This is a genomic window from Achromobacter xylosoxidans (assembly GCF_001457475.1).
GTDB lineage: Bacteria > Pseudomonadota > Gammaproteobacteria > Burkholderiales > Burkholderiaceae_B > Achromobacter > Achromobacter xylosoxidans.
This window is the reverse complement of record NZ_LN831029.1, coordinates 3,530,978-3,554,602: the sequence shown is the minus strand read 5'-3', so window position 1 is coordinate 3,554,602 and position 23,625 is coordinate 3,530,978. Positions and strand designations below refer to the sequence as shown.

Here is a 23,625-nt window from a genome sequence, read left to right as displayed (position 1 = left end):
GCTGTGCGCGGACGCCGCGCATCTTGCGCCCATCCCGCGTATCCCGCGCATCCCACGTATCCCTATCGCGCCGCGTCCCGCCAGGCCGGGTCGGATGAGCCCAACGCGCTCGCCGGGTAATCCCACGACTCGGGCGTGCCTTCGATCCGCATGGGCGGCTTGACGCGCCGGGCCGGGCCCCATGACGTTTCCTCGATCGCCGCGGACCAGTCCGCTTCGCTTTCCGGGGCCAGCGCCGGCCCGCCTTCCAGCATGCCGCCATGCGTGATCAGCAACTGCGCGCTGCGGGCCAACGACGCGCGCGTGCTGCCGCCGGCGCCCGTCGCAAGCCGTTCGGTCAGCCCGCGGATCGCCGCGGCCGCCATCAGATAGCCGGTGGCGTGGTCGAGCGCCTGGCACGGCAGCGGCACCGGACGGTCGGCGCCTTTGGCGCGCATGCCGGCCTCGGCGATGCCGGTGCTCATCTGCACCAGGCTGTCGAAGCCGCGGCGCGCCTGCCAGGGGCCGCTCCAGCCATAGGCGTCGAGCGACACGTCCACCAGTGTCGGGTTCAGTTGGCGGCGGCGCTCGGCGTCCAGGCCCAGGCGCGCCAGGGCGTCGGCGCGGTAGCCGTGGATCAGCACGTCGGCGCCGCCCAGCAGGCGTTCCAGCGTCGCCAGGCCCTCCGCGGACTTGAGGTCCAGGCGCGCGCAACGCTTGCCCAGCACGACTTCGGGCACGGTGCCGGGCTCTTCCCAGCCGGGCGGATCGATGCGCAGCACGTCGGCGCCATAGCCGGCGAGGAAGCGGGTGGCGACGGGGCCGGCCAGGATGCGGGTCAGGTCCAGCACGCGCAGGCCTTGCAGGGGCCGTTGCCGGCGGACGCGCCATTGCGGCCTGGCCGCGGTGGGACCGGCGTCGCGGTGCAGGAGCGGCTCCTCGGCCACGCCGCGGCCTTGCGGGTGCTGGCGCCAGGCGTCGATGCCGCGCATGGCCGCGGCGCAGCCGTTGCGGGCGACCACGGCCGCTTCCAGTTCGTCGGCGCGCCAGCGCGACACGGCCTGGGCCACGGCGTCGCGGTCGGCGGCCACGCCCAGCACCGCCAGGGCGGCGTCGCGGTGATGAGGCGCGTTGGTATGCAGCCGGATCCAGCCGTTCGCGGCGCGGTAGTCGCCCGCCACGGCGTCCCACAGCGGCGGCGCGCTCCAGCCGACCGGACGCAAGGTGGTGCCGAACCAGATCGAGGCCAGGCGGCGGTCGACCGTGACCTGGCCGATGGCGCCAGGACCGGTCGAATCCGGACCGGCCGCGCCGGCGCCGGCCGCCGCGAATTCAGCCATGGCCAGCCCGGCCGCGCCAATGGCGGCGGTGGCGAATTCGGTGACGGCGAAGACGGATGGCAAGGCGCCTTCGCCGGTGATGGCCACGCGCGCCAGGTGCGCGGCGTCGCCGCCGGCGGCCAGCCAGAACTGGCGCAGATAGTCGGCAATGGCGGGCGAGGGCGGGAGGGCGTTGGCGGACATGAGGCTTCCTGGTCGTTGGAGAATGCCGTCAGGATTATTCTTCTCGTATTAATTGTCAATATTGATTAATCTAATCAACTTATTGGTCCAGCCTCACGGCATGGCGGTCGCCATGCCGTGTCCGGGCCTCGTTTCCCCTTCGTTTTCCCCTTAGCTGAACGCCGTCCGCCACCGTCCGCCCTCATGCCCGATTACCTGACTTCCGCCGCCGCGGCCGCCCGTCTGGGCGTGTCGCGCCAGACCCTGTATGCCTATGTGAGCCGCGGGCTGCTGCACGCCGAGTCCGGCGCCACCCCGCGTGAAAGCCGCTACCTGGCCGAGGATGTGGACCGGCTGGCGGCGCAGCGCACGCGCGGGCGCAAGCCCAGGGAGGTGGCCAAGGCCACGCTGAATTGGGGGCTGCCGGTGCTGGAGTCCGCCATCACGCTGATCGATGACGGGCAGCTGTTCTATCGCGGGGAAAGCGCCGTGGCGTTGGCCGGTTCGCGTTCGGTGGAGGCGGTGGCGGCGCATCTTTGGCAGTGCGACCAAGCCATGGCGTTCGGCGCGCCCGCGCCGGTGTTGCCGGGCGACCTGGCGGCGTTGTTCGCGCGGCATCGCGGCCAGCGCGCCGAGGCCGCGTTGTTGCCGTTATTCACGGCGGCCAGCGATGACGACGCCACCGCGTTGTGGCAGCGCTCGCCCGAGCGCCAGGCGCAGGGCTGCGGCGCGCTGGTGCGCACGCTGGCGGCCTGCCTGTTGCAGATCGCCCCGGACGACGCGCCGATCCACGCGCAATGCGCCCGCGCCTGGGGCGTGGACGAGGCGGGCGCGGACCTGATCCGCATGGCCCTGGTGCTGTGCGCCGACCACGAATTGAACGCCTCCAGTTTCACCGCGCGCTGCATCGCGTCCACCGGCGCCAGCCTGCGCGCCGGCATCGTGGGCGGGCTGGCGGCGCTGACGGGCGGCCGCCACGGCGGCACCACGGCGCGCGCCGAGGCCATGTGGGATGAACTGGAACGCGGCGATGCCGGCGCGGACGCCGGCCAGCGGCTGGCGCGTGGCTTGCGCGAACGGTTGGCGCGGGGCGAGGATCTGCCGGGTTTCGGGCATCACCTGTATCCGGCCGGCGATCCGCGCGCCAGCGCCTTGCTGGCGCGGATACTGCCGCGGCGTCCCGACTGGCAGGCGCTGATCGAACAGGCGTTCCAGCTGGCCGGGCAGCGGCCGTCGGTGGACTTCGCGCTGGTGGCGGTGCGGCGCCACCTGGGGCTGCCGCCGGGCGCGGCCTTCGGCTTGTTCGCGCTGGGGCGCTCCATCGGCTGGCTGGCGCACGGGCTGGAGCAGCGCGGCAGCCAGGATGTGATCCGGCCGCGCGCGGCCTATACCGGCGCGCATCCCGACGCGGCTTGAACGCGGCGTCCGGCGCTGACACGGCATGCCGTGTCGGCGCCGTGGGGCGCGGTACGGCGCGCGCCGCGGGCGTCAGGCCTTGGACAGCGTGACCTGGCCGAACGTCATCCAGACGTGCGCGGTGTCCGAGGCCTGCGCGCGGTAGGAACCGCTGGCCTCGCCCAGCCGCATGGCGACGGCGGTGAATTCCCAGGCCAGGGCGTCGTCGCAGGGCACCTTGCGGTGGGTGTACGCCTCCAGGCCATGGGCCTTGCCGAAGGCCAGCGCCAGCTGGGCGTGTTCGGCCAGTTCGGCGGGCACGGAGGGATGATCCCAGCCCCACAGGAAGCTGCCGTCCTCGCTGTTGGAGGTGCCGACGATCTGCACCGGCGCTTGCGCGGTGATGCCGCCGGGCAGCTGGAACACGATCAGGCCGCTGTCCATGTCCACGGACCATTGTTCGGCTTCGTCCAGGTGCCAGGTGGCGCAGTGCGCCGAGGTGGCGGCGCGCATGCCTTCCAGGCTCTGGGCGATGTAGGCGGAAACGTCGAAGGGCTGCGTGGTGTCGGACATGCGGGGCTTTGCGGGTGATGGAAAACCGATAGGGTACCCGCAAAGGCATGCTGCCGTGACGGTAGAGGCGATGGCCCCGCGCCGGTCCCTGCCTAGTTCCGGGGACGCGCCAGCGCGTAGACGCGGGTATCACGTCCGTAATGCGTTTCGACGGCGCGGAAGGTGAAGCCCAGTTTCTGCAGCACGCGCTGCGATCCCAGGTTGTCGGGCCAGGTGACGGCCAGCAGCTCCGCGCAGTCGAGCGCGCGCCAGGCGTAATCGCACAGCTGGCGCGCCGCCCGGGTGGCATAGCCGCGTCCCCAGGCCGACCGTTGCAGGCGGTAGGCCAGCTGCAACGCGCCAGTGTCTTCCAGCCGTGTCAGGCTGATCCAGCCCACCGCCACGCCGTCAGGATCGACGACCGCCCAGTGGCCGATCGCGTCGGGCGGCGTCTTCAGCCAATCCAGCAGTTCCTGGCGGCGCGCCTGGGTGGCGGGCTTGACGCCGGTGCTGTGGCGCATGACCTCGGGGTCGGATTCCAGGGCCAGGATCATGGGCACGTCGTTTTCGCGCAGGCGGCGCAGCGTGACGGTCGGGGCGGGCGGCATTGTGGCGGCGCTCAATACGTCAGCGGCGCGCCGGTCACGACTTCGTACAGGAACCGGTCCAGCCGCTCGGTCTGGCCATCGGGCCGGTCGAAGAAGGGGGCTTTTTCCAAAGCCGGCAGCGTGGTTTCCAGGTAGGCGTGGATCAACGGGAAGCGCGGGCCGTGCTCGGCCTCGCCGGCCTGCATCTTGATGGCCAGCAGCGCGTTGATCTCGTCGCGCAGCGCGGGATCGGTGACCATGGCATCGGCCAGGTCGGCAAAGCGCATCGGCGGGATGCCGCGGCCGCTGTCGATCCATTGCGCGGCCAGCACCGGACGCAGCACGTACAGGTATTTCTTGAGCCGCACCGTGTCGCCCTGCAGTGATTCGCGGAAATTGCGGCCGGCCATGGACACGTAATGCCAGCGGCCCTTCATGTGCGAGAAATACCCGCTGCGAAAGTGCCGCAGCCAGGCGCTGGTGGCCTCGTCCTGGCGGTACAGCACGGGCGAATCCAGCCACTCGAACAGGGTGGGGTTGGAGCCGCGCAGCAGTTGCAGCGCCTTGCGCAATTCCCAGCCGGACACGTCCAGCTCGTCGTCGATGGGCAGTTCGATCACGTCGCGCTGGGGCGCCACGCGCAGGTACCAGTCCAGCTTGTGCACGTACAGGAAGCGCACGTCGTAGTCGCTGTCGGGCGAGGCGAAGCCCCAGCCGCGGCTGCCGGATTCGCAGGCGAGCAGGACGCGCACGTCGTGACGCTGTTCGATGTGTTCCAGCGTGGCCATGACGCGTTCGCGGACGGCCGGATCGATGGGATGGGCATGCAGGATCGAGGTCATGCGTCCAATGCTAGCACTTCGTCCCGCGGGCGCGATGCGCGTGGCTAGGGGCGGCGCGTTGCGGTCCCGCGCGCGTTTGCCATTCAATGATTAGGCGGCTTATCATATGCCTCCATATCAATTTTCCGAAAACACATGCCAGCTGTTCATCCCGCCATGTTGGAACCCAAGCACCATGCCTTGCTCGACGAGGCCGCCCGTCGCGGGCTGCCTTCGTCCGACGGTATCCGGCTGTGCTTCCAGGTGCTGGCCCTGGCCGGCGCCATCGACCGCGACTGCGCCGCGCGCCTGGCGCCACGGCAGTTGTCCGAAGGCAAGTTCGTGCTGTTGTTCCTGCTGCATGCCCAGGCCGGCGGCCTGTCGCCGCACGAGCTGGCGGCGCGCGCGGGCGTGACCCGCGCCACCGTCACGGGCCTGCTCGACGGCTTGGAACGCGATGGGTTCGTGTTGCGCCAGCCGGGCCAGGACGACCGGCGCCGCGTCACCGTGACGCTGACGCCCAAGGGCAGGGCAGCGGCGGCGCGCCTGTTCAAGGAGCACGCGCACTGGATCGGCTCGCTGTTCGACGGCCTGTCGCAAGCCGAGCGGCGCCAGCTTGGCGACCTGTTGGCCAAGGTCTGGCGCGGCACCGACAGCGGGCGCGCGGCGCCGGCCGGAGCCGCGCCATGAGCGCCGCGAAACCCGCGGGCCGCGGCGTCAAGGACATCGGCGCCGATCGCCTCGCGCAACTGAACGCCGGCGCGCCGGCCACGCACCTGACCGAATGCCTGGCGGTGGACTTCGCCCGCCTGATGCAGGCGCTGGCGCCCGAGGTCGGCGCCGCAGGCATCGCGCGCATGCGGGCCGCGGCGGCGCTGGGAATTTCCCGGCGCATGGCGCTGGCGGCGCGGATCCTGGGGGAAAGCCTGGGCGAGCCCGGCATGGCGCGCATGGCGGCGCAGGCGTCGGATACCGCGCGCGGCTGGGCCTGCTTCATGGTCGGCGCCGCGCCAGGCCTGTCGCTGGCGCAGCGCCTGGCGCGGATCCGGCCGCTGGCCGACGACGCGCATTTCGGTGTGCGCGAATGGGCCTGGCTGGCGGTGCGGCCGGCGCTGGCGGCGGACCTGGACGCGGCCATCGCGCAACTGCAGGCGTGGACGGCATTGCCGTCCGAGCGCCTGCGCCGCTTTGCCAGCGAAGCGTTGCGGCCGCGCGGCGTCTGGTGCGCGCACATCGCCGCGCTCAAGGCGGATCCGGGGCAGGCGCTGCCGCTGCTGGAGCCGCTGCGCGCCGATCCGGCGGTCTATGTGCAGGATTCGGTGGCGAACTGGCTGAACGATGCCAGCAAGGACCAGCCGGACTGGGTCCGGCGGGTGTGCGCGCGCTGGCTGACGCACAGCCCGGTCGCGGCGACGCAACGCATCTGCCAGCGGGCGCTGCGCACCATCGGGGCGTAGCGCGCCGCAGGCCGCGCAGGCCACGCGGCTATCGATCGCCATTGCGGACCGGCCGCGAGCTGTTCAAGCGTGCGCTTCGGCCGCCAGCGCGGCCTGCACGGCGGGGCGCGATTCGATGCGGCGCTGGAAATGCACCAGCTCCGGCCAGCGCGCCAGGTCCACGCCGAGTTGGGGCGCCCAACGCAGCACCGCGTACAGGTAGATGTCGGCCACGCCGTAGCGGTCCTGCACCAGGGCCTGCCGCGCGTGCAGCGCGGCGGCGACGTAGTCCAGGCGCTTTTCCAGGCGACCCTGCCACCACGCGCGCGCCGCCTCGGGCAGATCGCGGTTGAACAGCGGGCCGAAGCCGCCGTGGATTTCCGCCGAGATGAAATTCAACCATTCCTGCAACTGGCTGCGGCCCCAGCTGCCCGCGGGCGGCGCCAGGCCGGCTTCGGGCCGCAGGTCGGCCAGGTATTGGCTGATGGCCGGGCCTTCGGTCAGCACCCGGCCGTCGTCCAGCCGCAGCGCGGCCACATAGCCCTTGGGATTGATGGCCAGGAAATCGCCGCCGTCGGCGGTGCGCTTGCTGCGGTTGTCGACCCGCACCAGGGTGAAGGGCAGGTCGAGTTCGCGCAACAGGATGTGGGGCGAGAGCGAGCAGGTGCCGGGAGCGTAATAGAGTTTCATGCGGGCAATCCGGAAGAAGGGAACGCCAGGATGCCGCGCCGCCAAACATCCGTAAAATTACTTCTTCATAAACATGCAATAAGCTGGGCTGATGCCATGATGAACCTGATTCACTGGCGGCTGCTGCTGGCGGTGGTGGACGCCGGCAACATCACGCACGCGGCAAGGCAGGTGGGCATGACGCAATCGGGCGCCAGCCAGGCCATCGCGCAACTCGAACACCACCTGGGCGCGCCGCTGTTCACCCGCGAACGGCGCCAGAGCGTGCCGACCGCGTTGGGGCTGCGGGTCGCGCACGAGGCCCGCGCCATGCTCGCCGCGCTCGGCCGCATCCAGGCGCTGGCGCGCGAGGCGGCCGGCGCGCCGGGCGGGGTGTTGCGGCTGGCCAGTTTCCCGATGGTGTTCTCGACCATCCTGCCGCCGGTGCTGCGGCGTTTCCGGCAATTGCATCCGGCCATCGACGTGGTGCCGCTGGAGGCCAGCGACAGCGAGATCGAAGACCTGCTGGCGGCGGACACCGTGGACGTGGGCGTGGTGTTGAATCCGCCTGCCGGCCGCGCCACCTGTCCGCTGGGCGAGGACCACTGGGTGGCGGTGCTGCCGGCGGCGCATCCGCTGGCGCGCGGCGCGTCGGTGGCGCTGGCGCAATTGGTGGCGCAGCCTTTCGTGCTGGCCACCGGCGGTTGCAGCGTGCATGCCGGCAGCGTGGCGGCGGACGCCGGCCTGGCGCTGGCCGACGTGCGCGCCACCGTGATGGAGTGGTCCAGCGCGCATGCGCTGGTGCGCGACAATGTCGGCGTGGCGTTGGTGCCGGAACTGACCCTGCCGGAGAACCGGCGCGGCTTGCGGGTGTTGCCGCTGGCCGAGCCGGTGCGGCGCCGTTTCGCGCTGGCCGCGTCGCCGGCCGCCGCCGGCTCGGCCGCCGTGCAGGCTCTGTTCGCAATGTTGCGCCAGGATGACCGCCGCGCCTGACGCGGCGGGGCGCGGCGCCGCGCGCGGTCATCGCGGCGACATCGTGGCCGCCTACCATCAGCGCTTTTGCCCGAGGCCCTATGATCATCCGCAATGCGCAAGCCGGCGACAGCGCCGACATCGTTGAACTGCTGGCCCAGCTGGGCTATCCCGGCACCGCGGATTTCGTGCCGGAGAAGATCGAGCGCCTGCTGGGGCACTGCGACGCCGAACTGCTGGTGGCCGAGGACGGCGGCCGGCTGCTGGGGTTCATCGGCCTGCATTTCATGGTGCAGCTGGCGCTGCCGGGGGACTTCTGCCGCATCACCTATTTCTGCGTCAGCGACGCGGCCCGCGGCAGCGGCGTGGGGCGGGCCCTGGAAGAGGCGGCCGAAGCGCTGGCGCGCGCCCGTGGCTGCGACCGCATCGAGGTGCATTGCCACGAGCGCCGCGTCGACGCGCACCGCTTCTACCATCGCCAGGGCTACGCGGAATCGCCCAAGTACCTGATGAAGTCCTGCCGCCGCTGAGCGGCGGCGGGGGCGGACAGGTTGGCCTGCCGGCCTTGCTCTCGTGTAGCCTTGCCCGTACCAACGACAAGTCCAAAGGACGGGCATGGAAGAGACAACCCAACAGACAAATCAAGAGGCCATCCCAGGCCAGCCGCTCGACTGGGCGGCGCTGGTCGACGACCTGAACCGCCTGCTGCGGCTCAAGACCACGGTCATCGGCATGAAGCTCTACCAGGACGAAGCGGCGCTGGCCGGCGTGAAGGGACTGCGGCGGCCCAAGGCCACCCACACCACCGACCAGATCGTCGGCATGGCGGCGCGGCTGGGCTGGACCGTCGGCATCACCGGCGATGACCTGGTCGGAGCGCAGTGCCGCGCGGTGATCGGCCTGGGGCCGCAGGACGAGGCCTGGCGCAGCGGCAAGGAATACGTCGGCGTCTGGCACGCCACCGAGGCCGACGCGCGCGCCCGCCAGGAAGCCCTGTCCTGTGTGCCGGCGGGCAGGTATCGGGCCATGGTGGTGTCGCCGCTGGCCTCGGGCCGGCTCGATCCGCCCGACATCTGCCTGGTGTACGCCACGCCCGGGCAGATGATCATTCTGATCAACGGCCTGCAATGGAAGAACTACCGGCGCTTCGACTGGAGCGTGGTGGGCGAGACCGCCTGCGCCGATTCCTGGGGGCGGGCGCTGGCCACCGGCGAGCCCAGCCTGTCCTTGCCCTGTTATGCCGAGCGCCGCTATGGCGGCGTGCCGGACGAGGAAATGCTGATGGCGCTGCCGCCGCGCTACCTGCCCATGGCGATCGAGGGAATGAAGGCCTTGTCGGCCAATGGCCTGCGCTACCCGATTCCGCCGTATGGCATCCAGAACGACGTGCGCGCCGGCATGGGCGTGAGCTACGCGCAGCCGCCGCGCGCCTGAGGCGAAGCCGCCAGCCACGGGCGCCGCGCCTGGCCCGAATTGGCCCCGGACCGGGCCGTGGCCCTGGCCGTCAGGCGCCCGCCAGCGCCGCCGCCAGCGTGCGCGCGGCCGGCCCCAGCGGCTGGTCGATGCGGTGCGCCAGGTAGACCTCGGTGGCCACCTGGCTGCCGCGCCCCAGGCTGCCGGTGGGCAGGCGCAGCAGCCGGCCCTCGGCCAGGTCGCGTTCGACCAGCCACAGCGGCAGCCGGCCCCAGCCGACGCCGGCCAGGATCAGCGCATGCTTGGTGTCCTGCCCGCTGACCCGGCAGGTCTGCGGCGACAGCACCGCGAAGTCGCGGCCGGCGCTGAGGGTGGATGGGTCGATCTGCACCACCTGCAGGTGGTCGGCCAGTTCGGGCGTGGCCAGCGGCGCGCCGTCGGCCACCCGCGCCGCCAGGGGATGGCTGGCGCCGACCACGGCGACCATCTGCACCGAGGACAAGGCCTGCATGGCGATGCGCGGATGGCGGAAATGCTCGCCGGCGATGATGCCCAGTTGATGGCTGCCGTCCAGCAGCGCGGCGATGGGGCCGCCCAGCGGCAGCACCGCGACGCGCGTGGCCACGGACGGATAGGCGGCGCGCAGGCGGTTCAGCGCGGCGCCAACCTGGGCAATGGGGTACAGGGTGTCCACCACGAGCGACAGTTCCAGCTCCACCCCTTCGCCCAGCCCCTGGGCGCGGGCGCGCATGGCGTCCACCCGCAGCAGGATGTCGCGCGCGTTGGCCAGCAGCGCCTGGCCTTCCGGTGTCATGACGGGCCGGTGGCCGCCGCGGTCGAACAGCTTCACGCCCAGCTGCGTTTCCATGTTGGCGATGGCGTGGCTGACGGCCGACTGCACTCGCGCCAGCTGCTTGGCCGCGGCGCGGAAACTGCCGGTGTCGGCCACGGCGGCGAACACGCGTAGCTGATCCAGGGTGAGGGCGTCTATCATCGTGCGTCCTGATCTATTTTCAAGATCGGTTCCATCAAAAGATTATCACTTATCAGAATCGGTTCCGGCCGGCATGCTGGCGGCATTGCAAGCGAGGAGAGGCAAGGATGGACAAGGTGGAAGGCGCGGCGCGGGCCGGCCAGCCGGCGGCGACCCGTTGGGGGGCGGTGCTGGCGATCGTGGGCGCCGGGGTGGTGGCGTCGTTGCAGGTGGGCAAGGTGATCATCGCGGCGCCGCTGCTGCGCCGCGACCTGGGACTGGACCTGGCGTCGATCGGCACGCTGACGGCGGTGTTCTCCATCCTGGGGATGGTCGGCGGCATCGCCGCCGGCGGCGTCATTGCGCGCTTTGGCGCGCGCCGCATGCTGCTGTGGGGCCTGGCCACGGTCGCGGCGGGCACGGCGGCGGGCGCGCTGGCGCCGGGTTATGGCGTGCTGCTGGCCTCGCGCGTGGTCGAGGGCCTGGGCTTCCTGCTGATCACGGTGGCCGGGCCGGCGGCCTTGCAGCGCCTGGTGCTGCCGTCCAGCCGCGACCTGGCGTTCGCGCTCTGGAGCTGCTACATGCCGGCGGGCATGGCGATCGCCATGCTGGCCTCGCAGGCGTTTGGCGACTGGCACGCCTATTGGTGGTGCGCCGGCGCCGCCGCGGTGCTCGCGCTGGGCTGTATCGCCGCGCTGGCGCCGCCGGTGCCGGGCGGCGCGGCCCTGTCCTGGAACGGTTTGCGCCGCGACACCACGGACACCCTGGGCGCGGCCGGGCCGATGCTGCTGGCGGCCTCGTTCACGCTCTACAGCCTGATGTTCTTCGCGCTGTTCACCTTCCTGCCGGTGTTGCTGATGGACAAGCTGGGCCTGCCGCTGGCCACCGCCGGCCTCTACAGCGCGGTCGCCAGCGCCGCCAACATCATCGGCAACCTGGGCGCCGGCGTGCTGCTGTCGCGCGGCTGGCGCCGTTCGACCCTGATCGCCTGCGCCAGCGTGGCGATGGGCGTGGTGGCGCTGCTGATCTTCCGATCGGTGTTCGCGGCGATGCCGACGTTCCTGCTGTGCGTGCTGTTCTCGGCCGTGGGCGGCCTGATCCCGGCGACGCTGCTGGGCACGGCGCCACTGGTGGCGCCGCGGCCGACGCTCACGGCGGCCACGGTGGGCCTGGTGATGATGGGCAGCAACCTGGGGCAGGTGATCGGCCCGGTGACGGTGGGCGGGGTGATCGACCGCTATGGCTGGGCGCAGGCTTCGCTGATCGTGGCGGCCGCGGCGTTGGGCGGCGTGGCCATCGCCTGGCGCCTGCGGCGGCTGAACGGCGCGCAACTGTAGGCGCCGTCGCCACCCCGGCATCGATTGTCATGCGGGCGGCCTATCATGGAGGCTCGCATCCCGTGGAGTCCCCATGTCTACGCCTGCCCCGCGCCTGGTCATTTTCGATTGTGACGGCGTCCTGATCGACAGCGAAATCATCGCCGCGCGCGCCCAGTCGCGCGCGCTGGCCGAACACGGCATCGCCATCACACCGCAAGAAGCTGCCCGGCGCTTCGCCGGCATCCCCGATGCCGACATGTGGCAGACCCTGCAGGAAGAGAACGCGCGGCCGCTGCCGCCGGAATTCCCGCGCCAGTACGCCGACCGCCTGCAGGACACCTTCCGCCAGGAATTGCGCGCGTTGCCCGGCGTGCACGAGACCCTGGCGGCGTTGCGCCAGCGCGGCATCGAGTATTGCGTGGCCTCCAGCAGCACGCCGCCCAAGCTGGAAGCGGCGCTCAAGCTGGTGGGGCTGTGGGAGGCGTTCGCGCCCAATGTATTCAGCACCGCGCAGGTGGCGCATGGCAAGCCGGCGCCGGATGTGTTCCTGTTCGCCGCGCGCCAGATGCGCACCGCGATCCTGGAATGCGTGGTGGTCGAGGACAGCGTGCCCGGCGTGCGCGCCGCCCGCGCCGCGCGCATGCGGGCGGTGGGCTACATCGGCGCCTCGCACAACGGGCCGGACCAGCGCAAGCGCCTGCTGGACGAAGGCGCGTTCGAGGTCATCAGCGACCTGCAGCGCCTGTCGGAGATCATCTAGGGCCGCCACGCGCCCGGGCCGCCTGGCATGGGCGCGGTGGCGACGCGCCCATCAACGGCTCTTGGCGATCACGCCCGTCATGTATTCGTGCAGATCCCGGAAATCCTTGACCGTCCAGGCATGCGGAGGCACCTTCACGCCATTCTCGCGCAATGTCCTGGGAATGAGGTCGCCGTTGGGGCGGAGGATGACCGAGGACACGATGACACCCGGATAGTCGATCAGCCGCTTCTTGAACGCCGCGGTGGTGAGGTCCGGGGTAGGCGGATTGCTTTTCCTGGCCAATGGCCCGGTGCCCTTGATGTCCGCGCCGTGGCACATGGCGCATCGCTGCTGGAAGAGATTCCTGCCGTTGATGTTCTCGGCCAGGGCCGGCGGCGTTTGAATGAGCGCGGAGAATCCCAGCGCGGCGATGCATGCTGTTTTTGTTTTCATGTCGTCGTGTCGTATCGATCGGGCCCCAGGACGGGGGCCCGGCATTCTAGACCGTGGCCGCGGGCCTCGCCACGCGCCGATGCTAGGCGGGCAGCGGCTCGGGCTTGACCCGCACCGCGCGCAGTACGCCGATCATCAGCAGCACGATGCCGGCCAGCGTCAACGGCTGCGGCAGGCTGCCTCGCAGGATGAAGGCATAGGCCAGCGCGGCCAGCGTCTCGAACACGATCAGTTGCCCGGCCAGCGCGGTCGGCAGGCGCTGGCTGGCTTCGTTCCAGCACAGCGTGCCCAGCCACGAGGCGAACAGGCCGATGATGATCATGAGCCCCAGGAACACCTCGGGACGCGGGCCCAGTGGCATGTCGAAGCCACTGCCGGTGGCGGCCATGCCGCCCCACAACAGGCCATAGCCGGCCAGCGCCAGCGGCAGGGTGGCCACGCCCTGGGCGGTGGCCCAGGTGCGCGGACTGCGGCCAGGATGGTCGCGCAGCCAGTCGGCGTTGCGCAGCGGATACCAGGTCCAGCACGCCACCGCGCCCAGCGCCAGCACGGCGCCGATCGCGTAGCGCGACAGGTCGGCATCGGCTTGCTGGCGCAGGGCTTGCAGTTCCGCCTGGTTGACGCAGGCGATGCCCAGCGCGATCAGCGCCAGCGAGGGCGCCAGCCGCTTCCAGGGCAGCCGGCCGTCGCGGCGCGCGTTGCGCAGGTTGGCGCAGATGGCGATCACCACCGGCAGCGTGCCGATGATCATGGTCGGCACCGGGCCGCCGGCGCGCTGGATGGCGCTGGCCAGGCACAGGTAGTACAGCAGGTTGCCGATGGCGGCCAGCTTCAGGGCCTCGATCCAGTCGGCGCGACTGAGCTGGCGCAGCGCCTTGCGGTCCAGCCAGGCCAGCGGCAGGGCGATCAGGCCGAAGGCCAGGTAGCGCGCCACCGATTGCAGGGCGGCGGGGTATTCCGGCAGCAGTAGCGGACCGACGAAAACCAGCCCCCACATCAATCCGGCCGCCAGGGCGTACAAGGTTCCTGCCCACATGAAGATTCCCTACGTGTATGCGATAGACGGGGCAGTCTAGCGGCGGCTGGCGCGGCCGGTCTTGTACCAGATTGCTGCGCGCCGCGACCCTGGCGCGGCCGCCGGCGGCGTCAGGCCCGCACCTGCTTCTGGTAGCGGGCGGGCGTGACGCCGTAGCGGCGGGTGAAGGCGCGGGTCAGGTGGGCCTGGTCGGTCAGGCCGGCGGCCAGGGCGGTCTGGGCCGGCGTTTCGCCGGCGGCCAGCAGGCGCTTGGCCTCGAACAGGCGCAGCGCCATCAGCGTCTGCTGCGGCGTGGCGTGGTAGTGCGCCTGGAAGCTGCGCAGGAAGTGGAACGGACTGAGGCCGGCGACGGCGGCCAGTTCCTCCAGCGTCAGGCGGCGCGCCAGGTTGGCGCGCAGGTAGTCGATGACCGGCGCGAAACGCGGCGCGCCTTGCGCGCGCGGCGGTCGCGGCACGCGGGCGTGGCGGCGGAATTCGGCCAGCAACGCGAACAAGGCGCTATCGAACGCCAGCGGCTCGCGCGCGCGCCACAGGGTGTCCAGCAGGGCGGTGACGCGTTGGGCGCCGGCGGGGTCGTGGCCCACCGCGCAATCGAACCACCAGGCGGCCTCGCCCGTCACCTGCTCGACCACGTCGGGGTCGATGTACGCCATGCGGTAGCGCCAGCCGCCCGCGGTCTCGGCGCGGCCGGTGTGCAGTTCGTCGGGATTCATCAGCACCACCGAGCCCGAGGGCGCCAGGTGCTCGGCGCCGCGGTAGCGGAAACGCTCCACGCCGGCTTCGATGGCGCCCAGGCCGAAGGCTTCGTGGGTATGCGGTTCGAAGGCGTGGCGGATGATGTGGGCGCGGTACAGCTCGATGCCGGGCCGCTGCGCCAGGCGCCGGAATTCGGCGCGGTCATCGGCATGGTCGAAGGCCTGCGGCACGCCCGCGAGCGGCGGTTCGGCGTGCGTGTCAGGCGCGGCGCGGAGGCCGCCGGCGGCGGGATGGGATGAGGCCATGGCGGGATTTAAGCACGTCCGCCCGGGATCGGCATGCGCCATCGCGGGCGCCCACCGGCGGCCGGGCCGCGGCGATCCGGCGCGGCGGGGGCATCAAGGCGCGCGCATGGCCCGCGCCCGCGCCAGCAGCATTTCGCGTTCGCGGGCGTTGCGCGTCATGCCGGCGGCGCGCTCGAATTCGGCCAGCGCTTCGGCATGGCGCCCGAGCTTGGCCAGCAGGTCGCCGCGCACGCTCGGCAGCCAGTGGTAGTTGGCCAGCGCCGGGTCGCGCGCCAGCTCATCCGCCAGGTCCAGCCCGGCTTGCGGGCCGAAGGCCATGCCCACGGCAACGGCGCGGTTCAGTTCCACTACGGGCGACGGCATGGCCTGCGCCAGCGCGTCGTACAGCGCCACGATGCGCGCCCAGTCGGTGTCCTGCGGCTGGCGCGCGCGGGCGTGGCAGGCCGCCAGGCCGGCCTGCAGCGCGTACGGGCCGCTGGCGCCGCCCAGGCTTTCGGCGCGCTCCAGCGCGGCCAGGCCGCGCCGGATCAGCAGCGTGTCCCAGCGGCCGCGATCCTGTTCCAGCAGCAGCACCGGCCGGCCTTCGGCGTCGCTGCGCGCATGCAGGCGCGAGGCCTGCAGTTCCATCAGCGCCACCAGCCCGTGTACCTCGCTTTCGTCGGGCGTCAGCTGGGCCAGGATGCGGCCCAGCCGCAGCGCTTCGTCGCACAGCGCCGGGCGCATCCAGTCTTCGCCGGCGGTGGCCGCATAGCCTTCGTTGAAGATCAGGTAGATCACTTCCAGCACCGAGGCCAGCCGCGCCGCGCGTTCCTGCGGCCCGGGCACCTCGAACGGCACGCGCGCCGCCGTCAGGCTGCGCTTGGCCCGCACGATGCGCTGGGCGATGGTCGACTCCGAGGCCAGGAAAGCGCGCGCGATCTCGGCGGTGGACAGCCCGCCCAGCAGCCGCAGCGTCAGCGCCACGCGCGCCTCGGTCGACAGCAGCGGATGGCAGGCGGTGAACACCAGGCGCAGCAGGTCGTCGCCGATGTCGTCCTGGCGCGCGGCGTCCAGCGCCTCGACGAAATCGGGTTCGACGTCGGCCCACAGCGCCTCCAGTTCGTGGCCGATCTGCTCGTGCTTGCGGCGATGGATGGCGTCCAGCCGCAAGCGGTCGCGGGCGCGGTTCTTCGCGGTGGTCATGAGCCAGGCTCCTGGGTTGTCCGGCACGCCGGTGGCCGGCCAGCGCTCCAGCGCGGCCACCAGCGCGTCCTGGGCCAGTTCCTCGGCCAGGCCGACATCGCGCACCAGGCGCGCGACGCCGGCGATGACGCTGGCGGCCTCGATGCGCCAGACGGCTTCGATGGCGCGGTGGGTTGCCGCCGATCCGGCCGTCGTGGTCATGCCTGCGGCGTCGCGCCGGGTTCCATGTAGAACACTTCCCAGATGTGGCCGTCCAGGTCGTCGAAGCCGTGTCCGTACATGAAGCCATGGTCCTGCGGCGGGCGCGGCGCCGTGCCGCCGGCCGCCTTGGCGCGCGCGACCAGGTCGTCGACCTCGGCGCGGCTTTCGCACGAAAGCGCGATCAGGGATTCGGTGGCGCCCTTGGCATCGACGACGGGTTTGTTGGTGAAGCCCTGGAAGAAGTCCTTTACCAGCAGCATGACGTAGATGTTGTCGCTGACGACCATGCAGGCGCCCTGGTCATTGGTGAACTGCGGATTGAAGCTGAAGCCCAGGCTCTTGAAGAAGGCCTGCGATTTCGCCATGTCGGCGATGGGGAGATTGACGAAGATCTGCTTGTGCATGATGGGTCTCGTGGCGTGGGGCGTTGAAGGGGCGGCGCGGCTCACTGGCCGTTGCCGGGCAGTTCGCGGAAGCGGTCGATTTCCTTGCCGGGGCCGAAATCGTCCAGTTCATACAGCTGGCGCACCTCGATTTCGCAGGGCTGGCCGGGGAAGGGGTCGGGAAAGCGCAGCGTCCATTGCAGGGCTTCCTCGCGCGAACGCACCTGGATCATGGTGTAGCCGGCCACCAGCTCCTTGGTGTCGGCGAACGGCCCGTCGATGACCTGGCGCTGGCCGCGCTCGTCGTAGCGCACCCGCCAGCCCTTGGACGAAGGCTGCAGGCCGCTGGCGTCGAGCAGCACGCCGGCCTTGGCCAGGCCTTCGTGGTAGGTCGCCATGGCATCGAGCAGGCTGGCCTCGGGCAGCTTGCCGGCCTCGCTGTCGGCGTTGGCGCGGACGATGATCATGAATCGCATCGGGGATCTCCTGGTATCGATGGGCCCGGCCACAAGGCGCGGCAGGGTCGGTACTGGCACGACGCATGAGGCGGGCGCGAATCGACAGGGAGACGTGCGAATCAGGGTAAACACCTAGTCCGGCCGCCACGCCAGCCCGCGCGGCAGCGACCCGGCGCTACATGAAACAGGGCCCCAACTCGCGCACCTCCACCGTGGCCCAGCGCGCCGCCGGGCATTCGGCGGCCAGCGCCAGCGCCTGTTCGCGATCCTCGCAGTTGAGCAGGAAGAAGCCGCCGATCATCTCCTTGGCCTCGGCGAAGGGGCCGTCGACCAGCGTACGCTGGCCGTCGCGCACGCGCAGCCGCACGCCGTCGGCGTCGGACTTGAGGGATTCGGCGCGCGCCAGCAGGCCGCGCGCCTGCAATCCTTCGGCGTAGCGCACCATCTGGGCGTAGACGTCGCGCCCTTGCTCGGGGGTGCGCTCGGCGCGCTGGCCGGCGGGCTCGACGATGAGAAGCATGTACGGCATGGACGGTTCCTGGTGGCAAGGTCGGCGTATGTGCCGGCGCTGGCGCGCGTCGCGCCCGGCCGGCAGCCGCCAGATTACGCTGTTTGCGGCGCGCCGGACAGGTTCGCGTCAGCCTTCCTGGAAGATGGCCTCGATGGGCTGGCCGAACACGCGCGCGATGGCAAAGGCCAGTGGCAGGCTGGGATCGTAGCGGCCAGTCTCGATGGCGTTGACCGTCTGGCGCGAGACATCCAATTGCTCGGCCAGCGCCGCCTGGCTCCAGCCGCGTTCGGCGCGCAGGTCGCGGATCCGGTTCTTCATCGATGGCGCAGGTAGTCGATGATAGTGGTGGCGAGCCAGGCGACGGCCATCAGCGGCCAGACGAAGAACATGCTCAGGCGCGGAAAGCCGGCCAGCTCCAGGAAGCCGTAGGCGAAGGTGATGGCGGCGGTCACGGCGGCGGCGATGGCCAGGTGTTCGGCGGTGATCTTGCGCACGAACTCATCCGCCCGGCGGACCTGGCGCGCCACCGCGCGGATGACCAGCAGGATCGCGAGCACCGGGCTGGCCAGCAGGGCGGTGCGCGGCGCGCCCGGCTCCAGCAGCGTGGCGGCATACACCGACAGCGCCACCAGGGCCACGTAGAGCGCGATGGCGGCGCCGAATTCCTTCAGGTAGCGGCGCCTGGCCTGGGTTTGATTCATGGGGGACATCTCCGGGTGTGTAAAGCGTGCTTGACATTGTGGCGGGGCCAGAACGGGATGTCAAGTTTGCTTTACATCCGCGGTCAAAACAAAACCGGCCGCGGCTGGTTCGGGGTAGACGCTGGCGCGTCAGGACTTGCCGGCGGCCGGCGCGGGGGCGCCGGCCTTGCCGTTGGCGGCGCTGGCCGGCTTGCCCGCGTCCCCCTTGGCCTCGGCCTGCACCGGCTTGGCCGGCGCGGTGATGTCCATGATCAGTTCCACGCGCCGGTTGGCGGCGCGGCCGGCCGGGGTGTCGTTGGACTCGATCGGGCGCGTCTCGGCGTAGCCCACCGCGCGCAGGCGGCTGCCGGCCACGCCGTCGCGCACCAGTTCGCGCAGCACGCTGGTGGCGCGGCTGCTGGACAGTTCCCAGTTGGAGGCGAACTGCCGCGTCTGGATCGGCACCGGATCGCTGTGGCCCTCGACCGAGACCTGGTAGTCATTCTTGTTGAGGATGGCGGCCAGCCGCTTGATCACGTCCAGGCCCGACGGGCTGAGGGTGGCCTGGCCCGAGGGGAACAGCAGCTCGTTGCTGATGCGGAAGCTGACCGATTGTTCGTTGATGATGACGTCGACCGAATTGCCCAGGTCGGCCAGCCCCAGCGATTCCTTGGACGGCGCCTTCAAGGGCGGGGCGGCTTGCGCCACCACCTCGCCATCGCTGTCCGCGGCATCGGCGGCGGCGCTGGCCGTCGCGGCCGGCGCCGTGGGTTCGGCCCAGCTGGCGGGGATGGCCGGCATGTCGAATTCGGCGTATTCGCCGTCGTAGGCGGGCAGGCCCTTGGCCGCCAGGCTGCCGACGATGTCGACCTGCGTTTCGCCGGGCTCGGGGAAGCCGCCGTGCAGGCGCGCCACGGCCAGCATCACCACCAGCATGGCCAGCAGCAGGGTGATCAGGTCCAGGTAGCTGAGCAGCCAGTTCTCGGCATCGCTTTCGACGGTTTCATCGACGTGCCAGCGGGCGTAGCGATCCTTGCGGTCGCTCTTGCTGGGGCGCCAGCCGCTGTTGGCGGCCGCCTTCTGCGCGCGCAACTGGGCCTGGCGGGCCTGCTCGATCCGCTGCGCCAGGGAGGGGGAAATCAGGCTCATTGGCGCGCGGCGGCGGGGCGGGTGATGGACACGGGCTTGTTGGCGGCGGCGGACACCTGGCCCTCGGCCTTGGCGCGCGGCGCGGCGGCGCCGCCGTCGTAGATTTCGTCCTCGACGTGCATGACGAACGAGTTCAGGGTTTCGCGCACCACGGCCGGGCCGCGCTTCTCGCACATCATGGAGATGCCCTGCAGCACCATGTTCATGGACTCGACGCGGCGCGCGGTGCGGCGTTCGAGCTTGACGGCGATGGGCTTGCACACCAGGTTGGCCAGCAGGATGCCGTAGAAGGTGGTCATCAGGCCGATGGCCAGCTGCTGGCCGATGGTGGTCATGCTGCCGTCGCCCAGCACCGACATCAGGTTGATCAGGCCGACCAGCGTGCCCAGCATGCCGAAGGCCGGCGCGAAGGTGGCCATCACGCGGAACATCTGCGCTTCGGCCATTTCGCGGGCCTTGAGCCGCGCCACGCGCCATTGCAGCAGTTCGATGATCTGGTCTTCGGGGGTGTTGTCGATGATCAGCTGCACGCCGGTGCGCAGGAACGGATTGCTGACCTTCTTGAGTTCCTGTTCGACCTTGTGGACGTCGGTGTTCATCCACAGCTGCGCCATGTTGACCAGCTCCTCGATGTCGCGCTGCTGGTCGTGCTGGTCGCTGCGGAACACCGTGACCACCAGCTTGAACACCCGCATCACTTCGGACAGCGGGTAGGCGATGAACAGCGCGGCGCAGGTGCCGCCCAGCACGATGGCCAGGCCCGGCAGGTTGAAGTACATGCCGGGGTTGGTGGCGGCCAGCGCGATGACGATGACCAGGGTGAGCAGGCCGACAACGGCGCCGATGACGGTAGACGGATTCATGGATCTTGCCCGATAGCTAGCGCATCCGGTTCACGGAATGCGGGATGGTGGCAAATTCTAGCCACGGGCGGGTCGCGCCAATCCGTCGGAAAACGGGGCGAAAGGGGCGGTAAGCGCCGGCTTGAACCGGCGTCCGGGCGCGGGGCCCCAGGAGAATAATCGGGGCCGGATTTGGTTTCAGACGGCCGGCGGATGCCGGGCGCGCCATTCGTCGCGCGTGATCTCCCAGATCTCGGCCAGCTGGCGGCCAGAGACGAAACCGCGTTCCTCGGTCGCCACCAGCCGCATCCCGGTCCGCTCCGACAGCCGGCGCGAACCCTCGTTGGCAGCCGCCTTGGGCGCCCGCAGCACCGGCTGCCCGAGCACGTCGAACCAATAGGCGGTGACCGCCTCGCTGGCCTCGGTCATGTAGCCCTGGCCGCGGTATTCCGGGTCGAGCCAGAAACCGCGGTTGTTGCCCGGTTCGTCGCGCATCAGGCTGATGATGCCGATCAGGCGTTGCGGCTCGGTGCGCGGGCGCAGCGACCAATGCCACTGCATGCCGCGCCGCATCGCCGGCAGCGCCACCTGTTCCACGTAGGTACGGGCGCCGTCCTCGGGATAGGGCCAGGGCACCTGGTCCGCCAGGTAGCGCACCACTTCCCATTGCGGAAAGATGCGCTGGATGGCGGGCGCATCGTCCAGGCTCAAGGGGCGCAGCAGCAGGCGTCGGGTGTCCAGGGCGGGCAGGTCGGGCACGGCGGGCATGGCGGTCCGGGTGGGGAGGAGGGACGGGAATGTATATCATGGTCGGCCTGGACACAGCCAATCGGCGGCCAATCGTCCCCCGGGCTACCGGCTCGGGGCGGCCGCGGCAACGGAGAAAAACACATGAATGCAGCCAACGAAAACGTCAGCATGGCGCTTTTTTGCGACTTCGAGAACGTGGCGCTTGGCGTGCGCGACACCAAGTACCAGAAGTTCGACATCCGGCCGGTGCTGGAACGCCTGCTGCTCAAGGGCAGCATCGTGGTCAAGAAGGCCTATTGCGACTGGGAGCGCTACAAGGAATTCAAGGCGCCGATGCACGAGGCCAATTTCGAGCTGATCGAAATCCCGCACGTGCGCCAGTCGGGCAAGAATTCAGCCGACATCCGGCTGGTGGTGGATGCGCTGGACTTCTGCTACACCAAGTCGCACGTCAACACCTTCGTCATCATCAGCGGCGATTCCGACTTCTCGCCGCTGGTGTCCAAGCTGCGCGAGAACGACAAGAAGGTGATCGGGGTGGGCGTCAAGCAGTCCACCTCCGACCTCTTGATCGCCAACTGCGACGAATTCATTTTCTATGACGACCTGGCCCGCGAAGGCCAGCGCGCCGCCGACGCGCGCCGCGACAATCGCGGCGGCGGCAACGCCGGCCAGCGCCGCTCGCCCGACGAGGAGCGCCGCCGCAAGGAAGAACTGGAGGCCCGCAAGACCCAGGCGGTCGACATGGTGGTCGAGACCTTCGAGGCGCTGATGGCCGAGCGCGGCGACAGCGGCAAGATCTGGGCCTCGGCCCTGAAGGACGCGCTCAAGCGCCGCCGGCCGGACTTCAATGAGTCGTACTACGGCTTTCGCGCCTTCGGCAACCTGCTGGACGAGGCGCAGTCGCGCGGCTTCCTGGAGGTCGGGCGCGAGGAAAAATCCGGCACCTACGTGTATCGCGACAGCGCCGGCGGCGCGGCCGCGCGCGCGGGCGGCCGGCCCGCCGCGCGGGTCCAGGCGGTCGAGGCGCATGACGCCGCCGACGCGCAGCCGGCCGGTTCCATGGCCGATATCACCGAGGCCCGGCCGGCGCGCGGCACGCGCGGCGGCCGCAAGAACGCGGGCGCCAACAGCCGGGGCGGCCGCCAGGAGGGTGCGCGGCCGGATGGCCAGCGCGGCGCGTCCGTGGATGAATCGCAATCCCACGATGCCGGCCAGGCATGGCAGGGCGGACCGGGGCGGCCGGAGGTGGCAACGGCGCAGGCGCCGCTGTTCGACGTTTCGCCGGCGGCCCCCGCGTTGCCCGACGCGCCGCCGCTGGAAGCGGTGGTCGACGCGATAGGCGCACCGGAGCGAGCCGACGCGCAGGTGCCAGACGAACCGGTCGAGCCGACCGACGCGGCCCCGGCCAAGGGCCGTCGCGGCGCCCGTGGCGGCCGCGGCGCGACGCGCTCGGCACGCGCGAAGGGCGGGGAGGCCGACAGCGCGGCCCAAGCCGGGGTGGCGGAAGATCGCGTCGCCGCGCCAGCCGCCCCGGCCGAAGCGGGCGCCGAGGCCGTCGAGGCCGCGCCCGCCAAACCCGCTCGCAAAACCGCCCGCAAGACGGCCACCGGCGCCCGCCGGCCCCGCAAGACCGCCGCAAGCAAGAGCGCCGATCCCGAATAAGCCGCCCGCGCGGCAGGCGTGGCCGGCATGGCGATGTGTCCTCGCCGGCCACGCCTGCCCCCGGGGCGGGTCAGCGGCCGGGACGCCGCTGCCGCCAAGCCCGGTATCCGGGTTCGCGGCAATCGCCGCGATCGGGCGCCGCGTTCATTCGGACTGCGGCGCTTGCTCCGCATAACGACCCGGCGTGACGCCATGTTCGCGCTTGAACATGGCGATGAAGGCGCTGACGTTGTCGTAGCCCGCTTCCAGCGCGGCCGCCGTCACGCCGCGGCCGGCCGCCAGCATCTGCTGCGCCCGCATCAAGCGGGCGCGCTGGCGCCAGGCGCCCGGCGTCAGGCCGGTCTCGGCCTGGAAGCGCCGCGCCAGCGTGCGCGGCGCCATGCCGATCCAGTCCGCCCATGCCGCCAGCGGGCGCGTGTCGGCAGGCGAATCCGACAGCGCCCGCGCCAGCCGCTGCAGCCGCGGATCGCGTGGCAGCGTCAGGCCGTCGCCGGCGCGCGGCAGGGTGCGGATCTCGTCGCGGATCAGCTCGACGATGCGCAGGCGCGCCGCATCCCACGCTTCGTCGCGCCAACCGGCGGCGCGCTCGACCGCCGCCAGCAGCAGCGCGGAGGCCTGCAAGGCGCACGGCGCATCGGGCAGGCCCGCGCACGCCGCCGCGCTCAGGTAGACGCTGTAGCCGGCATAGGGGCCATGCGAGCGCAACCCATGCGGGCAATCGGGCGGCACCCACAGCGCGTGCGCGGCCGGCGCGACCCATTGGCGGTCGCCGGCCTGCACCGTCAGCAAGCCCTGGTAGGCGCCGAACAATTGCCCGCGCGCATGCCGGTGCAAGGCGGTCTGGCGTACCGCCTTGTCCTGGCGGCGCACCGCCAGCAGGCGCGGCCCGCCGCCAGCGGCGGCCAGCCCGGGGGCGACCAGGGGCGAGGCGGGATCGTCGGGACGTGTCATGCG

The 23,625-nt window shown here is 71.1% G+C and carries 28 protein-coding genes; 9 read left to right on the top strand and 19 right to left on the bottom strand.

The window, feature by feature from the left end; all coding sequences use genetic code 11:
* Positions 1 to 62: 62 nt before the first annotated feature.
* A complete protein-coding gene (locus AT699_RS16015; protein WP_024069093.1) occupies positions 63 to 1,502 on the bottom strand; it encodes a CoA transferase in 1,440 nt (479 codons plus the stop codon).
* Between the two features lie 183 nt (positions 1,503 to 1,685).
* Between AT699_RS16015 and AT699_RS16010 the strand changes: the two genes are divergently transcribed.
* The gene (locus tag AT699_RS16010; protein WP_024069092.1) at positions 1,686 to 2,897 is read left to right on the top strand and encodes a citrate synthase family protein; all 1,212 of its coding nucleotides are present in this window, start codon (positions 1,686 to 1,688) and stop codon (positions 2,895 to 2,897) included.
* A gap of 72 nt (positions 2,898 to 2,969) precedes the next feature.
* Here the strand turns inward: AT699_RS16010 and AT699_RS16005 are convergent, their stop codons facing one another.
* The 3 genes from AT699_RS16005 to AT699_RS15995 all read right to left on the bottom strand — a co-directional run bounded on the left by AT699_RS16005 (position 2,970) and on the right by AT699_RS15995 (position 4,857).
* Entirely contained in the window at positions 2,970 to 3,449 is a 480-nt protein-coding gene (locus AT699_RS16005; protein ID WP_006384532.1) for a DUF6882 domain-containing protein, read from the bottom strand.
* Positions 3,450 to 3,541: 92 nt separating this feature from the next.
* A complete protein-coding gene (locus AT699_RS16000; protein WP_024069091.1) occupies positions 3,542 to 4,036 on the bottom strand; it encodes a GNAT family N-acetyltransferase in 495 nt (164 codons plus the stop codon).
* Between the two features lie 11 nt (positions 4,037 to 4,047).
* On the bottom strand, positions 4,048 to 4,857 hold the full coding sequence (locus tag AT699_RS15995; protein ID WP_006384534.1) for a nucleotidyltransferase domain-containing protein: 810 nt from the start codon (positions 4,855 to 4,857) through the stop codon (positions 4,048 to 4,050).
* A gap of 135 nt (positions 4,858 to 4,992) precedes the next feature.
* On the opposite strand from AT699_RS15995, the gene AT699_RS15990 reads away from it, so the two are divergent.
* Together AT699_RS15990 and AT699_RS15985 are read left to right on the top strand one after the other, a co-directional pair.
* Positions 4,993 to 5,526 carry a MarR family winged helix-turn-helix transcriptional regulator gene (locus AT699_RS15990; RefSeq protein WP_024069090.1) on the top strand — a complete coding sequence of 178 codons (534 nt, stop codon included), beginning with the start codon at positions 4,993 to 4,995 and terminating at the stop codon, positions 5,524 to 5,526.
* Positions 5,523 to 6,293 (top strand): hypothetical protein, encoded by a 771-nt coding sequence (locus tag AT699_RS15985; RefSeq protein WP_020928001.1) that lies wholly within the window; start codon positions 5,523 to 5,525, stop codon positions 6,291 to 6,293. Before AT699_RS15990 ends, AT699_RS15985 begins: the two co-directional genes overlap by 4 nt.
* Positions 6,294 to 6,356: 63 nt before the next feature.
* Here AT699_RS15985 and gstA read toward each other — a convergent pair whose 3' ends face one another.
* Positions 6,357 to 6,962 carry a glutathione transferase GstA gene (gene gstA, locus AT699_RS15980; protein WP_024069089.1) on the bottom strand — a complete coding sequence of 202 codons (606 nt, stop codon included), beginning with the start codon at positions 6,960 to 6,962 and terminating at the stop codon, positions 6,357 to 6,359.
* A gap of 96 nt (positions 6,963 to 7,058) precedes the next feature.
* Here gstA and AT699_RS15975 point away from each other — a divergent pair, with 96 nt between their 5' ends.
* The 3 genes from AT699_RS15975 to AT699_RS15965 all read left to right on the top strand — a co-directional run bounded on the left by AT699_RS15975 (position 7,059) and on the right by AT699_RS15965 (position 9,347).
* Positions 7,059 to 7,934: a LysR family transcriptional regulator gene (locus tag AT699_RS15975; RefSeq protein ID WP_024069088.1), complete on the top strand. Its 876-nt coding sequence runs from the start codon at positions 7,059 to 7,061 to the stop codon at positions 7,932 to 7,934.
* A gap of 80 nt (positions 7,935 to 8,014) precedes the next feature.
* Positions 8,015 to 8,443, top strand: a complete 429-nt coding sequence (locus tag AT699_RS15970) for a GNAT family N-acetyltransferase (RefSeq protein ID WP_024069087.1) — start codon at positions 8,015 to 8,017, stop codon at positions 8,441 to 8,443.
* Between the two features lie 85 nt (positions 8,444 to 8,528).
* Entirely contained in the window at positions 8,529 to 9,347 is an 819-nt protein-coding gene (locus AT699_RS15965) for a DUF169 domain-containing protein (protein WP_020927997.1), read from the top strand.
* A 70-nt stretch (positions 9,348 to 9,417) separates the two neighbouring features.
* Here AT699_RS15965 and AT699_RS15960 read toward each other — a convergent pair whose 3' ends face one another.
* On the bottom strand, positions 9,418 to 10,320 hold the full coding sequence (locus AT699_RS15960) for a LysR family transcriptional regulator (RefSeq protein WP_020927996.1): 903 nt from the start codon (positions 10,318 to 10,320) through the stop codon (positions 9,418 to 9,420).
* Positions 10,321 to 10,427: 107 nt separating this feature from the next.
* Here AT699_RS15960 and AT699_RS15955 point away from each other — a divergent pair, with 107 nt between their 5' ends.
* Complete coding sequence (locus AT699_RS15955) at positions 10,428 to 11,636, top strand: MFS transporter (protein WP_024069086.1); 1,209 nt, start codon at positions 10,428 to 10,430, stop codon at positions 11,634 to 11,636.
* A gap of 73 nt (positions 11,637 to 11,709) precedes the next feature.
* A complete protein-coding gene (locus AT699_RS15950; RefSeq protein ID WP_024069085.1) occupies positions 11,710 to 12,378 on the top strand; it encodes an HAD family hydrolase in 669 nt (222 codons plus the stop codon).
* A gap of 51 nt (positions 12,379 to 12,429) precedes the next feature.
* Here AT699_RS15950 and AT699_RS15945 read toward each other — a convergent pair whose 3' ends face one another.
* From AT699_RS15945 to AT699_RS15890, 12 genes are all read right to left on the bottom strand, one after another.
* Positions 12,430 to 12,813 (bottom strand): c-type cytochrome, encoded by a 384-nt coding sequence (locus AT699_RS15945; RefSeq protein WP_024069084.1) that lies wholly within the window; start codon positions 12,811 to 12,813, stop codon positions 12,430 to 12,432.
* Positions 12,814 to 12,895: 82 nt separating this feature from the next.
* The gene (locus AT699_RS15940) at positions 12,896 to 13,849 is read right to left on the bottom strand and encodes a DMT family transporter (RefSeq protein ID WP_024069083.1); all 954 of its coding nucleotides are present in this window, start codon (positions 13,847 to 13,849) and stop codon (positions 12,896 to 12,898) included.
* A 110-nt stretch (positions 13,850 to 13,959) separates the two neighbouring features.
* Complete coding sequence (locus tag AT699_RS15935) at positions 13,960 to 14,850, bottom strand: AraC family transcriptional regulator (RefSeq protein ID WP_080684540.1); 891 nt, start codon at positions 14,848 to 14,850, stop codon at positions 13,960 to 13,962.
* A gap of 93 nt (positions 14,851 to 14,943) precedes the next feature.
* Entirely contained in the window at positions 14,944 to 16,233 is a 1,290-nt protein-coding gene (locus AT699_RS15930) for an RNA polymerase sigma factor (RefSeq protein WP_024069082.1), read from the bottom strand.
* A complete protein-coding gene (locus AT699_RS15925) occupies positions 16,230 to 16,637 on the bottom strand; it encodes a VOC family protein (protein ID WP_006384318.1) in 408 nt (135 codons plus the stop codon). The genes AT699_RS15930 and AT699_RS15925 overlap by 4 nt, the downstream gene beginning before the upstream one ends.
* A gap of 41 nt (positions 16,638 to 16,678) precedes the next feature.
* Entirely contained in the window at positions 16,679 to 17,092 is a 414-nt protein-coding gene (locus AT699_RS15920) for a YciI family protein (protein WP_020927989.1), read from the bottom strand.
* Positions 17,093 to 17,249: 157 nt separating this feature from the next.
* On the bottom strand, positions 17,250 to 17,603 hold the full coding sequence (locus AT699_RS15915; RefSeq protein WP_006384316.1) for a YciI family protein: 354 nt from the start codon (positions 17,601 to 17,603) through the stop codon (positions 17,250 to 17,252).
* A 108-nt stretch (positions 17,604 to 17,711) separates the two neighbouring features.
* A complete protein-coding gene (locus tag AT699_RS15910) occupies positions 17,712 to 17,903 on the bottom strand; it encodes a helix-turn-helix transcriptional regulator (protein WP_024069081.1) in 192 nt (63 codons plus the stop codon).
* Positions 17,900 to 18,286 (bottom strand): hypothetical protein, encoded by a 387-nt coding sequence (locus AT699_RS15905; RefSeq protein WP_006384314.1) that lies wholly within the window; start codon positions 18,284 to 18,286, stop codon positions 17,900 to 17,902. Before AT699_RS15905 ends, AT699_RS15910 begins: the two co-directional genes overlap by 4 nt.
* A 129-nt stretch (positions 18,287 to 18,415) precedes the next feature.
* Positions 18,416 to 19,414, bottom strand: a complete 999-nt coding sequence (locus AT699_RS15900; RefSeq protein WP_024069080.1) for an OmpA family protein — start codon at positions 19,412 to 19,414, stop codon at positions 18,416 to 18,418.
* Positions 19,411 to 20,277 carry a motility protein A gene (locus AT699_RS15895; RefSeq protein ID WP_006384312.1) on the bottom strand — a complete coding sequence of 289 codons (867 nt, stop codon included), beginning with the start codon at positions 20,275 to 20,277 and terminating at the stop codon, positions 19,411 to 19,413. Before AT699_RS15895 ends, AT699_RS15900 begins: the two co-directional genes overlap by 4 nt.
* Positions 20,278 to 20,454: 177 nt before the next feature.
* Entirely contained in the window at positions 20,455 to 21,024 is a 570-nt protein-coding gene (locus tag AT699_RS15890; RefSeq protein ID WP_006384311.1) for a GNAT family N-acetyltransferase, read from the bottom strand.
* 123 nt (positions 21,025 to 21,147) lie between these two features.
* Between AT699_RS15890 and AT699_RS15885 the strand changes: the two genes are divergently transcribed.
* Positions 21,148 to 22,671 carry an NYN domain-containing protein gene (locus AT699_RS15885; protein WP_024069079.1) on the top strand — a complete coding sequence of 508 codons (1,524 nt, stop codon included), beginning with the start codon at positions 21,148 to 21,150 and terminating at the stop codon, positions 22,669 to 22,671.
* Between the two features lie 144 nt (positions 22,672 to 22,815).
* Here the strand turns inward: AT699_RS15885 and AT699_RS15880 are convergent, their stop codons facing one another.
* Positions 22,816 to 23,622, bottom strand: coding sequence for an AraC family transcriptional regulator (locus AT699_RS15880; RefSeq protein WP_024069078.1), 807 nt, complete (start codon positions 23,620 to 23,622; stop codon positions 22,816 to 22,818).
* Between the last annotated feature and the right edge of the window lie 3 nt (positions 23,623 to 23,625).